Annotated in this window: 15 protein-coding genes, 3 tRNA genes and 1 pseudogene; 11 read left to right on the plus strand and 8 right to left on the minus strand. The window is 43.2% G+C overall.

Annotated elements, in window-relative coordinates; all coding sequences use genetic code 11:
- From K5677_RS00705 to K5677_RS00720, 4 genes are all read right to left on the minus strand, one after another.
- Positions 1-208, minus strand: a 208-nt coding sequence (locus K5677_RS00705) for a hypothetical protein (protein WP_296723529.1), incomplete at its 3' end; no start/stop codon positions are given.
- Positions 209-350: 142 nt separating this feature from the next.
- Positions 351-554, minus strand: coding sequence for a hypothetical protein (locus tag K5677_RS00710; RefSeq protein ID WP_296723530.1), 204 nt, complete (start codon positions 552-554; stop codon positions 351-353).
- A gap of 148 nt (positions 555-702) precedes the next feature.
- The gene (locus K5677_RS00715; protein WP_296723531.1) at positions 703-1,617 is read right to left on the minus strand and encodes a phosphatase PAP2 family protein; all 915 of its coding nucleotides are present in this window, start codon (positions 1,615-1,617) and stop codon (positions 703-705) included.
- A 157-nt stretch (positions 1,618-1,774) separates the two neighbouring features.
- Complete coding sequence (locus K5677_RS00720; protein WP_296723532.1) at positions 1,775-1,984, minus strand: helix-turn-helix transcriptional regulator; 210 nt, start codon at positions 1,982-1,984, stop codon at positions 1,775-1,777.
- Positions 1,985-2,497: 513 nt separating this feature from the next.
- On the opposite strand from K5677_RS00720, the pseudogene K5677_RS14405 reads away from it, so the two are divergent.
- Both K5677_RS14405 and K5677_RS00725 read left to right on the plus strand, forming a co-directional pair.
- Positions 2,498-2,638: pseudogene (locus tag K5677_RS14405) on the plus strand (N-terminal phage integrase SAM-like domain-containing protein); the annotation flags it as partial.
- Positions 2,639-2,844: 206 nt separating this feature from the next.
- Positions 2,845-3,015 (plus strand): hypothetical protein, encoded by a 171-nt coding sequence (locus tag K5677_RS00725; protein WP_296723533.1) that lies wholly within the window; start codon positions 2,845-2,847, stop codon positions 3,013-3,015.
- A gap of 34 nt (positions 3,016-3,049) precedes the next feature.
- Here K5677_RS00725 and K5677_RS00730 read toward each other — a convergent pair whose 3' ends face one another.
- The 4 genes from K5677_RS00730 to K5677_RS00745 form a co-directional block, all read right to left on the minus strand.
- Positions 3,050-3,820, minus strand: a complete 771-nt coding sequence (locus K5677_RS00730; RefSeq protein WP_296723535.1) for a Fic family protein — start codon at positions 3,818-3,820, stop codon at positions 3,050-3,052.
- Positions 3,821-4,044: 224 nt separating this feature from the next.
- Positions 4,045-4,120, minus strand: a tRNA-His gene (locus tag K5677_RS00735).
- A 63-nt stretch (positions 4,121-4,183) separates the two neighbouring features.
- Positions 4,184-4,260, minus strand: a tRNA-Arg gene (locus K5677_RS00740).
- A 5-nt stretch (positions 4,261-4,265) separates the two neighbouring features.
- Positions 4,266-4,339: transfer RNA gene (locus tag K5677_RS00745), tRNA-Gly, on the minus strand.
- 787 nt (positions 4,340-5,126) lie between these two features.
- Between K5677_RS00745 and K5677_RS00750 the strand changes: the two genes are divergently transcribed.
- The 9 genes from K5677_RS00750 to K5677_RS00790 all read left to right on the plus strand — a co-directional run bounded on the left by K5677_RS00750 (position 5,127) and on the right by K5677_RS00790 (position 15,785).
- The gene (locus K5677_RS00750) at positions 5,127-6,014 is read left to right on the plus strand and encodes a sugar ABC transporter permease (protein WP_296723536.1); all 888 of its coding nucleotides are present in this window, start codon (positions 5,127-5,129) and stop codon (positions 6,012-6,014) included.
- On the plus strand, positions 6,014-6,919 hold the full coding sequence (locus tag K5677_RS00755) for a carbohydrate ABC transporter permease (RefSeq protein WP_296723538.1): 906 nt from the start codon (positions 6,014-6,016) through the stop codon (positions 6,917-6,919). Before K5677_RS00750 ends, K5677_RS00755 begins: the two co-directional genes overlap by 1 nt.
- A 34-nt stretch (positions 6,920-6,953) precedes the next feature.
- Entirely contained in the window at positions 6,954-8,687 is a 1,734-nt protein-coding gene (locus K5677_RS00760) for a biotin/lipoyl-binding protein (RefSeq protein WP_296723539.1), read from the plus strand.
- A gap of 13 nt (positions 8,688-8,700) precedes the next feature.
- The gene (locus K5677_RS00765) at positions 8,701-9,894 is read left to right on the plus strand and encodes an ABC transporter permease (protein ID WP_296723541.1); all 1,194 of its coding nucleotides are present in this window, start codon (positions 8,701-8,703) and stop codon (positions 9,892-9,894) included.
- 17 nt (positions 9,895-9,911) lie between these two features.
- A complete protein-coding gene (locus K5677_RS00770) occupies positions 9,912-12,326 on the plus strand; it encodes an extracellular solute-binding protein (protein WP_296723543.1) in 2,415 nt (804 codons plus the stop codon).
- A 246-nt stretch (positions 12,327-12,572) separates the two neighbouring features.
- On the plus strand, positions 12,573-12,968 hold the full coding sequence (locus K5677_RS00775; RefSeq protein WP_296723545.1) for a DUF4190 domain-containing protein: 396 nt from the start codon (positions 12,573-12,575) through the stop codon (positions 12,966-12,968).
- 3 nt (positions 12,969-12,971) lie between these two features.
- Positions 12,972-13,367, plus strand: a complete 396-nt coding sequence (locus K5677_RS00780) for a DUF2752 domain-containing protein (protein WP_296723547.1) — start codon at positions 12,972-12,974, stop codon at positions 13,365-13,367.
- Positions 13,368-13,471: 104 nt separating this feature from the next.
- Positions 13,472-14,155 carry a hypothetical protein gene (locus K5677_RS00785; RefSeq protein WP_296723548.1) on the plus strand — a complete coding sequence of 228 codons (684 nt, stop codon included), beginning with the start codon at positions 13,472-13,474 and terminating at the stop codon, positions 14,153-14,155.
- 202 nt (positions 14,156-14,357) lie between these two features.
- A complete protein-coding gene (locus tag K5677_RS00790) occupies positions 14,358-15,785 on the plus strand; it encodes a polysaccharide biosynthesis C-terminal domain-containing protein (RefSeq protein WP_296723549.1) in 1,428 nt (475 codons plus the stop codon).
- The last annotated feature ends 5 nt before the right edge of the window (positions 15,786-15,790 follow it).

Raw genomic sequence — 15,790 nt, forward strand, 5'->3', positions numbered from 1 at the left:
TTATCTCACCGATTGCTTTTTCATCACATCTGCCGACAGTGACATGATCGGCATAGATCTTATACTTCAGATTTTCCTCAGTATATTCTTCATAATCTAATAAGTCTGCTGCAAAAATAGTATTGGATGCATACTCATTTATATAAATAAACGAAGTACCTACAAGGATAGATGCCAAGACTGATGCTATAATTCTTGTTTTTTTCATGTTTTCTCGTCCTCCAAAATTGTCTGATATGATAATTATAGCATTCATCAGTAACTCCAACAAGTCTATTCTTGTGGAACCTACCAAATACTGACCAAAAAAAGCGGACGGCGTTATGCCGTCCAATAAATCTTTGATATATTTATTCTTCTAAGAATTTCTCAATAACAGTCATTACTTCTTCAAGGCGCTTACTGCCGATACCCTTGATCTTGCTCAGCTCTGCTTCAAGAGCCGGGAGATCAATGGTTTTGCCCTGTTCTCCGAGGAGTTCATCCCCGTACTTGAGAATGAACTTTGTCAGCTCCTCTCGGTTCATCTTCTTATATGTATCTCTATCGATCATTTCTCTCTGTTCCATTATCTGTGCCTATATTCCTTTCTACCGCTGTTTATACAGACCGTGAAGTGATTTTTATAATTGTAGCATATAGCTTTATATTAGTCAAGCGAGTTTTATAATGGAACTACCGCAAAAAAATAAGCAGTTCTCATCAGGAGAGCTGCTTTTTTGATATGTGTATCTGTATTGCCGAGAAAGCTATTGATGACAGGGTGCCTATAACAGCTCCTGCGGAGGTATCGCTGAGATAATGCGCGCCCAGTATTATTCGGGTGGCCATTATAATGATGCCGAAAACAATCCCGCAGAAGAAAAAACGGATATGCTTGCCTTCAAACTTAGGGAAGAGCCATGCAAGTGAGGGAAGTATGCACATGGACAGCATACTGAATATACTGTGGCCGCTTGGGAAGGAGCGAAACTCGTCGGCGCTGAGGCCGTATTCTGCGGCTGCTGCTTTCGCACCTTCAAACGGTCTGTACCATGGGACAAAGGGTATGCCATCATACCCCAGTACAGCCGTGCGATATCGCGGACGTTGGAATGAGTTCTTCAGCAGCTCCATTGATATATATGCGATGAGCAGTACGCAAAAAAGCCCCAGTATCCTTCTTGCAAGCAGCTTGTCCTCAGATTTTTCTGACGCAGAGTACCCTACAAAAAACAATGGGTACATCAGTATCATACTCAGTATGATGATAACGGGGAGACTGCCTGTAACGGAGGGAAATATGCTGCCTAAGTTGTTTGCGGAGGTGAGGGAGCGACCGCCGATATATCCGATAAATACCGTCCAGAAAACGCAGATCGCACACATTGACATTCTGAACGGGCTTCTTTTATCCAAGTTATTTATCCGCTGAAAAAGAGCTCCACAGAAAAGCACCTGTGCCGCATAAAAAGGATAGATTCCAAGCGTCGTTATTAGCTTTGCAATTGTATTATCAGGGGAGAAAAGAGTCTCCGCCGCAGCCCTGTCACAGAACGTTCCTGCAATAAAGGTACCGATGAACAATATCAGTGCGGCAAGGCTCAGTTTTATCTGAGCTGAATATTTCTTATCCATTATGTCTCCTTTGGAATTTTGGTAAAGATATCAATAATATTATACCAGTATGCGGAGGGGCAGTCAAGAGACATAAGATCTGATAAAAAGTACTCTTTTCTTTTTTATGCAGAGCAATTTTAATGCTAAATACAAAACCGTCTGTCGATAGCTGTTATTAGCTTTCATCAGACGGTTCGTATTTTATTATGTCCTCGACATTGCAATTCAGTATTTTGCAAAGGTCATCTATCAACTGCGTAGTTACACCCTGATCGTGTCTCAGACGATGTATAGTACTGCTACTGATGTTGTATTTATTGATAAGCGTATAGGTAGAAACGCCTTTTTTCTTCATAGTATTCCATAATGGCTTGTAAGTTATCATAAAAATATCACCAATACTATTATAAAATATACTCGACTACTTGAAAATAGTCGTATTTTAGACTATAATAGTATATAGTCATAATTGTGATTATAATAGTGATTTTTACAATAAAACAGCCGCAAATTTCAAGCATTTGCGACATCGTTTCTGTGTTTATTATAACATTATCATTTAATATATTCAATAATATTTTGTGAACAATATACACAAGATTCGCTTTTTTGTAGTTTTTTACAATCATAATATATCCTTTTTGTAGAATGTGTAATATACAAAAAGCTTTAAGCCGTCATATTTATGGTCATTTATACTGGAGGTAGAATATGCCGAGAAAAGGTGAAAACATAATATAAGCGCCGCGATGGGTGCTGGGAGGGAAGATATAAAACTGGATATACTGAATTTGGCAAGGCAAAGTATCACTCTGTATATGGTCACAGCTACGCAGAAGTCAAGGAGAAGTTACTGACAATAAAAACTGCCTCTGCTGCTTCAATAATTGTCAGTAATTTGACGGTAAAAGAGCTTTTTGACGAATGGCTCTTAGCGGTAAAACGCCGTGTAAAGCCCTCTACTTATGCGAATTATCGCATGAAGGTGGAGAAACATATAATTCCAGAGTTTGGCGGCTTACGTTATGACCTACTTTGTACGCCAATGATAAATGCGTTTATAGAAAACAAAATACAGACAGGTCTTTCTGTAAAATATGTGTCAGATATAATTATAGTCTTTAAGACAATGGCAAAGTACGCAGCAAAGATTCACGGATTTCACAATATGCTTGAAAATATATCTCTTTCGAGGAAACTACAAAAAGAGCTCCTCATGCTTACAGCACTTCAGCAGCGTCAACTATGCAGATATTTATTGAACAACTTGAATTTGACTACTATTTGCGTGCTTTTAGTGACTTCCTTACAACTTTTAATGTGTATAGTCACAGTGATGAGTCTGCCAAGAAGAATGAAATGGACTATATCACCAGCTGCTTCACCGACCTTTTTGACAGCAGCAACGAAGAGTAAAACAGAGAGTCCCCGCGAGTGCGGGGACTTAGCCTTATATATGCTTGTTTATCAAATCTTTTGCTGTCAGTTCTGTTCTGTCGTACTCTATTCTGAAATAGTTCAGGATAGCCTTCATATCGTCCTGCATGGACAGACACACGTCAAGCAGGCGATTCTTTTTTTCTTCGAGCTGCCACTCTTTCAGTCCTACGTAATAGAAATGTTTGATATCTTCATTGATAAAGAAGGGGACAATATCATTGGCGAGGCACTGTTTAAGCATTAATAGCCTGCCTATACGGCCGTTTCCGTCATAGAATGGGTGTATCTTTTCAAACACTGCATGGAACTCGGCAACATCATACAGGTCAAGAGCAGACTTGTTGTCGAACCTGCTGAGGAGCTCTTTTACAAGATCTGAGACATCTTCCGGTAAAGCAGTCTCAATCTCTCCGACTTCATTGGGATACTTCTTATAGTCGCCTATAACTGCGTAATCCTCGTCGTCGTCCATAACACCATTCTTCAGCATACGGTGTAGTTGCTTGACGTAGTCCTCGGTTATAGGTTCATTAACAGTATCAAGGATATAGTCAAAGCATTTGAAGTGATTTGCAGCCTCAAATACATCGTTAACATGAACTGTTCCGTCGATAGTTCGAGTCTCGTAGATATATCTGGTCTGGTCGTGGGTAAGTCTGCTGCCTTCGATGTGGTTGGAGTTATAAGCAAAGTCTACTTGCATCCTGTTATATATGCTGCCTTTGATCTTTCTGCTCTTCTCTGAAAGCAGAACAGGCAGAAGCTCTCTTGTATCTGACATAAGGAACCTCCTTATCTTTTATAATATTATAACAAGCTATAAAATATTAGTCAAGACGCTTTAACAGAAGAACCGTTAGCCCGATGAACGAAAGATCTATTCTGCTGATTTATTATTGCCTTTATCCGTACTTGATCTTGCAAGCATAGCAAAAAAGTGTAGGAAAAATGTAGGAAAACAACGAAAAAAGCACTTCCGATTTCTCGAAAGTGCCTATTTCATGAGGGTGGGAGATGGGATTCGAACCCACGGTCTTCGGGACCACAATCCGACGCTTTAACCAGCTAAGCTACACCCACCATATTCAATAAACAAAAACGAAGCTCTCCATTAGATGGAGTCAAGTAACGGAGAGTTTCGGAATGGCGCGCCTTGCTGGATTCGAACCAGCGGCTTACTGCTTAGAAGGCAGTTACTCTATCCAGCTGAGTTAAAGGCGCAAAAATGGAGCGGGTGATGGGAATCGAACCCACGTGTTCAGCTTGGAAGGCTGACATTCTACCATTGAACTACACCCGCACGGCGTTTCAACATGAAATATTCTATCATAATCGGAGCTAATTGTCAATACTACTTTTGAAAAAAAGTCATAATCACTAAAAAAAGTGCTGTCCTCAACTGCACGAATGACAAAATGCCGATTGATATAATGAAATGTAAAAATAATGTCACAAAACAGCCGCTAATGACGTCTAATATAATAGAGAGATTGAAATGCGCGCGCAGTTCTAAGGGAAATTAAGAAAGAATTAAGGTTTTTGGCAGGCAAATAATAAGAATGACCGGGTATAATACATGGAAAGTGACGATTTTGTAATTTAAAAGTCACGTTAATGTCACGTTTCTGTAGTATGATATGAATGTAAAGGGGATAAGATGGTATAGAGAACAGTGCTCAGCCATTGCTTTTAACAAAAAATCTCCCGAATTTCAGCCATTTATATTACATAATGGGAAAAAGATAAAAAATTGCCGCTCATTATATTGACAAGTCTTTATCAATGTTGTATTATTTTAAATATGTAAAGTACTTGGAGAAATTATTTTTATCAATGTGGCTTGGTATGGAATATACAGAATAATTAGCAGGTGATGAACAGAAGAAAAGTTAAAATAAAAAAGTATTTCTCTGCTTCGTCTTTTTCGGCTTTGAAAAACACTTATTGATGAAGCAATTAAATCTTGAAGTTCAGACGAAGTATCAGATACGGGATTTAGTTGGTAAATCAATATATATAGAACTGCCGAAAAACGAATGAGAAAAGGTTTGCATCGACATAAGATTTTTTGCGAGGTTGTGTTAAAAATGAAAAACAAGACAAAAAATCAGTGCGGAAGAAAGGGAGAGAGGATATTCAGCAACGTATGTGTTATCCCCAGCCTGCTGGGAGTAATGATATTCTTTCTGATTCCGTTCTGTATCGTAATATACTATTCACTGATAAACAACCCTGTTCTGAAAGAATTCGTAGGACTTGAAAACTACACAAAGCTGTTCAGCAACTCAGCTTTCACGAAGGCGGCGAAGAACACGGGGTTCTTCTCGCTGGTATCGGTACCTCTTTCGGTGATACTTTCGCTGGGGCTTGCAATGCTTCTTGAACGCAATATCCCCGGAAAGAGCATATTCAGGACATTCTTCCTGAGTCCTCTTATGGTACCGACAGCTTCTGTAGTTCTTGTATGGCAGGTATTGTTCCATAATCACGGAACTGTGAACCAGATAATTGAGGCTATGGGAGGGCACGGCGTAGACTGGATAAAGTCCTCTCACGGACAGCTTGTTATAATATGTATGTTCCTGTGGAAGAACTTGGGCTACAATATGATACTGTTCATGTCGGCGCTGTGTGCGATACCTAAGGATATTATCGAGGTAGCAGACCTTGAGGGTGCAGGCAGCTTCTATAAATTTGTACATATAAAGCTTAGGTATCTTTCGCCGACTATCCTGTTCGTAATGATACTTTCAATGATAAACTCATTCAAGATATTCCGCGAGGTATACCTCCTGACAGGAAATTACCCCAACGATTCTCTTTATATGCTCCAGCATTTCATGAACAATACCTTCAACAGCCTTGATTATCAGAAGCTTTCAGCGGCGGCTGTATTGTTCGCACTTCTTATGATAGTTGTCATGGCAGTCCTCCTTATTGCCGAGAATATCTTCGGAAAGGATGTGGAGAACTGATGAAGCTGAAAAGAATGGCGATAAAACGCCGAAGAAAAGTATTAAATATATTAGTATTCGGGTTTGTACTGTTAGCGGCTATGCTTTTCCTGCTGCCGACGGTGCTCACATTGGCAAACTCCTTTATGACTTCAAATGAGATAAACGCCAATTACGGCGCTATGCTCTCGAATATGACAGAGGACAAAAAGACCTTTATCTCTACGAATGTAAACCTCAAATTCATTCCCGACAAGGTAACATTTGACCAGTACAAGGCGGTCCTCATTCAGAATTCGGATTATCTCATGAAGTTCTGGAATTCGGTATGGCTGACAGTTCCCATAACCCTGTTCCAGATGGCTGTGGCGATACTTACGTCTTACGGCTTTTCAAGGTATCCGAATAAGTTCAAGGGCATAATATTCTTTACATACATTATATTAATGATAATGCCTTATCAGGTAACACTCGTTCCGAATTATCTTGTTGCGGATAAGTTCGGACTGCTGGATACCCGTCTTTCAATAATACTTCCTGCGATATTCTCTCCTTTCAGCATATTCCTGCTGACAAAGGTAATGCGCCGTATCCCAATATCCTATGTTGAGGCGGCAAAGCTTGACGGCGCAGGAGAATTCAAGATACTTACCAAGATATATATCCCACTGTGCAAGGGCGCTATAGTTTCCATTGCCATGCTGGTATTCATAGACTACTGGAACATGGTGGAACAGCCCATTGTACTTATGAAGGAATCAACGCTTCACCCCCTTTCCGTATTCCTTTCGCAGATAAACGAAAAAGACATAGGTCTTGCCTTTGCGATAGGAGTGGTATACATGATACCTACGGTGCTGATGTTCCTCTACGGTGAGGATTACCTCGTAGAGGGAATAACCTATTCTGGCGGAATCAAGGGCTGATGTGGAAAAGTCACAGCTCAGAAGGAGTAATAATATGAACGAAACAAAAGAAGTTAAGGATATACTGGCAGAGCGCGGCGAAAAAGAAGAAAAGTCCCCTGCCAAAAGACGTGAGCTCATAAAGACACTTATTATAGTATTTTTAGCATTAATGCTGGTGCTCACATTTTTCTCAAACACCATAATGAACAAGTCCCTTCCCGAAATATCCACAGAGCAGGTCGCATCGGGAAAGCTTACCGAGCGCATCAGAGATACGGGCGTCGTTGAGTCCAACCAGTCCTATGAGGTTAAGACCGACGCCAACAGGGTTATCGAGAAGATACACGTAAAGCAGGGACAGGAGGTACATAAGGACGACGTCCTCTTTACCGTTAATGCTGTGGGCAGCGAAGCCCTTGAGCTTGCCGAGTCTGATTACGACAAGGCAAAGCTTGAGTACGAAACAGCCCTGCTGAAAGAGCCTCTTGACTATTCTGAGGACAATCAGGAGATAAAGGCGGCAAGAGATGAGATAAACGCTCTCATCGCAAAGCGTGACGCTGCAAGGAACAATGCAGGCACACTTGCTGCGGAAAAGGAAAGATACAAGGCAAACAAGGCTGAGTATGCAAGACTTTCCGCTCTCCAGACAAAGCTTGAAACAGCTGTAAAGGCTATCAATTCGGATATGTATGATGAGGCTGATCCCGAATTTATCGGCGAGCTGCCCTCACTCTACAGTGCATATTCGGCTGCTGAGGAGGAATACAAGGCAGCGTATGCCCTTTACGAAAAGGCTCTCGATACAAACGAGAATGTTGAGATAACAAAGGCTGATGCCGATGCAAAGCAGGCAGTAAGAGACTCCGCAAGCAGCGTTTACAGCGAGGCAAAGAGCAGCAAGCGCAGTGAGCTCACATCACGCCTCAGTGAGGTTTCCGGCGAGGCTTTAAGGCTGAACGGCGAGATAGAGGCTTACACAGATTCTGCATCTGAGGGAGCAGGCGCGGAGAGTTACGAAACTCTTGCGGCAAGCGTTATCGAAAAGCAGAATATGCTTGAAAAGAAGATAATCGAGCTCAACAAGACCAAAAAGAGCGATTCCATAAAGGAAAAGCAGGCAGACCTCAGCATCGAGTCCCTTAAAAAGGACATGGAAAAGAAAAAGGAAAAATACGAAAAGCTGAAGAAGGAGTCTAAGGCTACCGAGATCAAATCAAAGTACGACGGCGTTGTAAGCTTAATAAATGTAAAGACCGACGATAAAACAGTCGACGAAATGTCTCTTGCCACAATAGACCTTGTGGATCAGGGCTATACCGTAAAGCTCACCGTTGATGCCGACAAGCTCAAAAAGGTGAAGAAGGGCGTTACTGCCGATATAATGAACAATTACAGCGGTGATGTTGAAGCCGTTCTCTCCGAGATAAAGAGCAACCCAAAGGCAGGAGCAAAGAAAAAGGACCTTATATTCTCGGTAACAGGAAACGTTGAATCGGGAGACACTCTTGATATTTCTATCCCGCTGGGCAGCGGCACATACGATACCATAGTACCAAAGAGTGCCGTAATAGACGATAACAGCGACGACTATGTACTTGTGGTCCGCTCTAAGAACACTCCTCTCGGCAACCGCTATTACGCTGAAAAGGTAACTGTGACCGAGGAGGCAAAGGACGAGGTGTCCAGTGCAGTATCAGGCAGCCTTAACAGAGGCGATTATGTTATCACAGCGTCAAGCAAGCCTATCCGTCCCGGTGATCAGGTCCGCATGAAGGATAAATAAGGCGGTGGATCTGATGAAAAAAAGATTCAGACCTGTTCATATTGTTATTGCCGCAGTGAACGCCGCCGCTGTTGCGGGAGTGCTGATACTGACGGCAATGGGAAACAGCGCCGCAAGGTCTCAGCGGTACAATTACGCTCATGAGAACTGGAAAAACGACGGCAAGGGCGAATATTCGCAGATAAGCTGCTTTTTTAGCAGTGACGCAGGCTTTGACAGAAACGAAGCTAAGGGCGTCAAGGCAAGGCTTATGGAGAAGCTCAAGGAGTCTGCGGTAAATCCCAATGGAAGGCAGAAGCTTGTTCCCGATGCCTACAGTGCAATGCTCGGAAGCTTCACTGTTACGGGAGAAACGGGAAAACGGTCTGAGGCTGAGATAACAGCCTCAGGGGGAGATTTCTTCCTGTTCCGGGGCTTTGAACTTGTCAGCGGTGCGTTCTTCTCCGAGGACGATCTCATGCAGGACGGAGTGGTCATTGACCGTCAGCTTGCATGGAATATCTACGGTACGGATAACATCGCAGGCAAGAGCATATATATCAATGGCATTAAGCTTTATATTTCGGGAGTTATCGAGGCTCCCCGGACCGATCCCGAGGAACGCTGCGTAGGCAGCACCCCGAGGGCATATATATCCTACTATGCGGCAGGACTTATCTTAGGCGGCGGCGACGGCTATGATGATCTCAATGAAGATACGGGAATCACCTCTGATTTCAGAGAGATCACCTGCTATGAATGTATCAGCCCCGAGCCCGTTGAGAACTTTACCTATAATTTTATGAAAAAGGACCTCTCAGAGCTGTACAAGGGCAAGATAAGCATAGTAAACAATACAGAGCGCTTTGAATCCAAGCCCAGGATAAAGGCTCTGAAACGGCTTGATGACAGCGTTGTCCGCAAGGACGGCATAGTCCTTCCGTTCTGGGAAAATGCTTCAAGAATGGTGGAATTCAAGCTTTCATTCATCTACGGAGGGCGCAGGCTCCTCCTTGCTATACCGCTGATAACGCTGTTATGGCTCATTACAGTGGCTTACAGAGCGTTTATGCGAAAGAAAGACAGACTCGGAAAGGCTGTTGGAGGCTTTGTATCGGCAAAGACAGCAGAGTTGAGAAAAAAGCGCTCAGACAGCGCGAAAGAGAACAAAGAGAGCTCCGAAAAAGAAAAACAGGAGCAAACAAAAGAAAGTAAAAATAAAAAATAAGAAAAAGAGGAAAACTTATGAAGAGATCATTCACAACCCGAATCACAGCACTTACAGCAGCACTGGCACTTATCGCAGGTTCAGCAGCCTCATGCGGAGATAAGAAAAATACCGGCAAAGGCAGCTCCAAGACAGCAAAGGAGCTCATGGCGGCTTCCTACAAGGCAGTAGAGCTCGATACTGATGTAGACAACATCAATACTATTGACAGGATTGACGAAAACAGAATACTTATCACCGCCAGCTCTGAGCACAACAGCGCACCTACATTTTATATCTCGGATAACGAGTTCAAGGACATCAAGCCTCTTGAGATCGACTTCGGCGTTAAGGAGGACGATGAGGTATACTTCAATACCGCAGTATCTCACGACGGCGATATCCTTGCTTTTGCTACCTTTACAGATTTCGGCGGTCAGGAGAAACCGGACTTTGAGGATCCCAACTTCGATTATGAGAGCTTTAACTTTGAAGAATTCTACAGCCATATAAAGTACAGCTACAAGCTTTACACTGTTGACCTTGACGGCAATATCAAGTCATCGAACGACATCGCAGGTCTTGACGAGTATTCCGACGAGGACGGCGACGTGCGAATGGGACGTATGTATCCCTGCGGCAACGGCAAGGTCATCTGTGAGATAAACGCAATGGATAATAAATATGTCATCGTAGGCACCGACGGAAAGATAAGCGGCGAGCTTGACGGTCTTGACGCGAATTTTATTGACAGCATTGCTCTTATCGACGATGAAACTATTGCAGCAGCAGGCTATTTCAAGAAATATGATTCTGCTGTAAAATATGTTGATGTCAATACATTAAAGCCGAAGGACGATGTTGTTGAGCTTAAAAAGGCAGGACTTTCCGATAATATCGGTACACTTTTCACAGGAAACGGCGATTACAAGTTCCTTATTAGTACATCTTCTGCTCTCTGCGGCGTCAAAGAGGACGGTTCGGGCGAGGAGATAATCAACTGGCTGGATTCCGACCTCGGAAACGGCGGTGTAAACTCTATCATTCCTATGGAAAACGGCGATTATGTTATTGCATATCAGGATTATACAAGTGATTCTGGCGCCGTTCTTTACAGACTTACAAAGCGCGACGTTTCCGAAATGGAGAACACAAAGGTGGTCACTATCGGCGTAATGTACGATAATCCTAATGTAAAGAGCAAGGTACAGGATTTCAACAAGTCCCACGACGGAGTGCGCTTCAAGCTGGTAGACTACAGCAAGTATGATGACTATGATGAAGAGGCAGAGAAGTACAACAGCTCAGGCGAGGAGCAGCTCAAAAAGGACATCATATCAGGCAATGCCCCTGACATGGTCGTCTGCCAGAATCAGGCTATCATCAAGAACCTTGCGAACAAGGGACTATTCGTTGACCTTAACGAATATCTCTCTAAGGACAGCGAGATAAATACTGACGCTATCATGCCGAATATCCTCGAAGCCTGCAAGATAGGCGGCAAAACCCTTTCACTTCCTACAGCATTTGAAGTACAGACATACATTATCAAGTCAAAGAATTTCGATAAGGATACATGGACTATCGACGAGATGATAGATACATACAAGAAGCAGCCCGATGGCGTATCCCTTACATCTCTCGACTGCAAGGAAATGATAAGCGAGATGCTTCTCAGCTCTATGTGCAGCTGTATAGATTACGAAAAGCGCACCTGCAGCTTTGATTCTCCTGAATTCAAGAGACTTCTCGACTTTGCCAATGAGTTCCCGAAAGAGGACGAGATCATCGACTGGGATGATGACAAGTCTGTTCAGGAGACATTCAACAACGATAACTTCATGAAGGACAAACAGCTCATTGAGAATGTATATCTTTACGATTTTGATTCATATATCGGTCAGTACAAGGGCAGATTCGACAAGGAAGACGTCAAGTTCATCGGCTGTCCTTCCGTAGGCGGCAACGGCGGTGTTCTCATGCTTTCCGAGAGCCTTGCTATCCTTACAAACTCTGATAATAAAGATGCCTGCTGGGAGCTCATCAAGGGATTTTTCAAGACTCCTGACGAAGAAGATGAAGAGCAGGACAATGAGAGATATTACATAAGCGGCTTCCCGACTATCAAGTCAAACTTTGACAAAATGGCAGACGCTGCCACAAAGAAGCCATACTACTTTGATGAGAACGGAAAGAAGGTAGAGTACAACTACAGCTACTATGATATGACATCTAACAAGTCTGTTGACGTTGAGCCTCTCACAGAGGACGAAAAGAACAAGCTCGTTGACTATATCATGAACACTACAACTATAGTTGACAACTTCGATCCCGAGATACAGAATATCATCATGGAGGAGGCTAAGGGCTTCTTTGAGGGCGAAAAGAGCTCAGAGGAGATCATCAGCAGCCTTCAGAACCGCATCTCTCTCCTCCTCAGCGAGCAGGGTTGATAATAACTGAAATTCTTCGCATATTAGATATAATACAACCTCCTTAATTTATGGCACTGCCGTCTGAACAGCGGCAGTGCCGCTCTCTTTTGTGTATATATGCATTCCTTAGCGCATGGAGCACAGCAATAAAATATACATATTACCGCATAATTTTTTTCAATAAATTTAGGCTTATCTATTGACAAAAAACGACGAAAGTGGTATACTTTACTTGTTATATTACCTTTAGGGAGGATTTTTATCATGGATAACAATTACAACAATGATCAGCAGAATGCAACACCTGATTTCAATCAGGCACCACAGGCACCCGTTGATCCATACAACGGAAGTATGCCTACACCGGACGGTCCTAAGGGCAAGGCTATTGCTTCAATGGTACTCGGTATCTGCGCCGTAGTATTTGGCTGCTGCCTTTCTGCATGGCTCGGTCTTATCCTCGGCGTTATCGCTATCGCTCTTGGCGCTCTCGTTATGAAGAATAACGAAGCAGGCAGAGGAATGGCTATTGCAGGTCTCGTTTGCGGTATCGTAGGTGCTGTTCTTGGCATTGCAGGTGTTATCATCGCTCTTATCTTTGGTGAAGCTATCAAGGATATGCTCAAGGAAATCAACGGCGCACTTTTCATCATCAAGTAAGATATGTCTAAACGTCTGAGAATAGCAATTGCGGCTGCTGTGCCATTTCTGGCATTGGTCGTCTTTGTCCTCAGAGATCACATAATCGGGTTTGCAGGGCATATGCCGCCGTGCAGCTTCCATAAGCTCACGGGTTATTGGTGTACGGGCTGCGGTAATACCAGAAGCACCATTGCTTTATTGCATGGTCACATCTGGACAGCCATAAGGAACAACGCTACAATACCTTTTCTCGGATTGCTGCTGTGTCTCCTCTACATAGAGAACTTAGCAGCGGTATTCGGCAGGGATATAAAGCTTCTTCCAAGAAAAACATGGGTGTGGCTGACAGTAATAGGTCTTTTCGTTGTCTATTATATAGTCAGGAACTTCGTGCCTGCACTTGCTCCGATATCTTAAAAGATGAACAGATAAGCTCTCGTTTCGGCGGGAGCTTATTTTTGTTGACAAAGGTGACGAAAAATGGTATAATCAAGTAAATTATATGCCTTTAGGAGGGTAATATGGATAACAATTACGATAACGATCAGCAGAACAGCAATTCTGAGCCATATGGACAGCAGGACGGATACAGCGATCAGCCGGCACAGGATAACGGCTATACAGCTCAGAACAATATGCAGGACAATACTTACGGACAGAATAATAACGGCGGTTATGACTCTCAGAATAATTATAACCAGACAAATAACAGCTACGGCGCACAGAATGCTCCGCAGAATAATGCATACGGACAGCCCAATCAGGGTTATGGTCCTCAGAACAGCCCATACGGACAGCCGCAGGGCGCTCCCTATGGTCCTCAGAACAATCCGTACGGACAGCAGCCAAATAATCAGTACGGTCCCCAGAATTTCTATCAGAACGGAAATCCCTACGGCTCTCCGTATATGCAGGATCCATATCAGCAGCAGCCGCCTCTTGAGGGCAGCGTAGGACTTTCGGTAGCTTCAATGGTGTTGGGTATCTGTGCGATACTCTGCTCATGCTGCTTCTATCCTGTTGCATTCCTGCTTGCACTTGTAGGACTTATCCTGGGTGCAGTAGCTATAAAGAAAGGTCCCGCAGGAAAGGGCATGGCTGTAACAGGTCTTATACTCTCTATAATCTCTGTTGCCATAGCCGCATTGATACTTATATTTGCAGCTTCACTGGGCATAAGCTCGGGGATCAGCGACTTATTTTGATAACGATAAACTCCCGGCAATGGGAGTTTATTTTTTCTCCGCGATCGTTGCTATTTTCACATTTATATGATATAAGCGGCGAGCCGCCGCAGCCTTTTTCGCGTCAAAATTAATATTCACTGCACTTTTTCTCCGCGATTGTTGCTATTTTCACATTTATATGCTATAATAATAGCGTATTATATTTTTCGGAGTGTGGAAAATGAATAAATATAAAAAGCTTGCGCTTAATACGGGCATTTTTGCTATCGGAAGCTTTGGTGCAAAGATACTTAATCTTCTGCTGACAAGACTTTATGCCCTTAATCTCAGTGATACGGAATCTGGTGTGAAGGGACTTCTTGAGCTTTCACTGCTGTTTTTACAGCCCATATTCACCTTTGCATTGCAGGAGTACCTTATCCGCTTCGGTCTTGACAAGGAATACGACAAAAGACAGGTATTCACCACCTCGGCTATCATAACTTCAGCAGGTATGATGCTTATGACGCTGATAGTGCCGTTCCTGAGCAAAATGCATTCTCTCAGCTACATGAAGGGCTTTACGGTAATACTCATAATCTATGTGATCATGTCATCGCTGAGAATGCTGTGTCAGAATTTCGTCCGTGCAAGAGACCTTGTAAAGCTGTTCTCAATAGACGGCATACTTGCCACACTTACACTGCTGATATTCAACCTTATCTTCATATCCCACAATCACTGGGGAGTAAAGGGCTTTCTGCTGGCAGCTATCCTGTCAGACGCCTGTTCCACGGTGTTCCTCTTTATTGCAGCAAGACTCCACAAATATACAGGTATGCGCTATTTCAATGCAGAGCTTGGAAAAGAGATGCTTAGCTTTGCCGCACCGCTGATACCCACTATTGTTATGTGGACCGTTACGAGCCTTTCCGACAGACTTTTCATCAACAACATGAAAAGCGACAGGGTAGTTCTCGGAACAGGTACGGCAGGTATCTACGACTACGCAAACAAGATACCAAGTCTTATCTCAATGGTATCGACCATATTCTATCAGGCGTGGAGTATGTCCGCTATAACGGAAAACAATTCCGCCGACAGAAACAAGTTCTACGAAAAGGTCTATTCCGCATATGAAGCTATACTTTTCATGGCTTCCGCAGGACTTCTCCTTATTATAAAGCCCATAACGTCATTTATTGTGCCGTCTGATAAATTTGCGGTTTATGCAGACGTTTATATGTATACGCCCATACTTGTTATCGCAGTAATATTCATGTCACTCAACCAGTTCCTCGGCGGTATCTATTCTGCTACAAAGCACCCAAGAAACTCCTCGTGGACAGCTCTTGTTGCCTGCTCGGTAAACCTTGTTATGAACTACTTTCTCATACCGGAATGGGGCATACAGGGGGCTGCATTTGCCACATTCCTCAGCTATATAATCTGCTACGGCGCAAGAATGATAGACGCAAGGTACTATGTGCCGTTCAGGTTTGATATAATAAAGACAGTAGTGAATACGGTAGCGCTGCTGCTTATGAGCGTCCTCGTCATAGGTGCTCCGAAGCTTTGTATGCTCTGGCTGTTCCTGTTGTTTGCACTTGTAATGTTCATCAATTACCACGCTATAATCGATACAGCAAAAAAGCTCGTCAGAAGATAAGCTGT

The organism is Ruminococcus sp. (assembly GCF_024684275.1).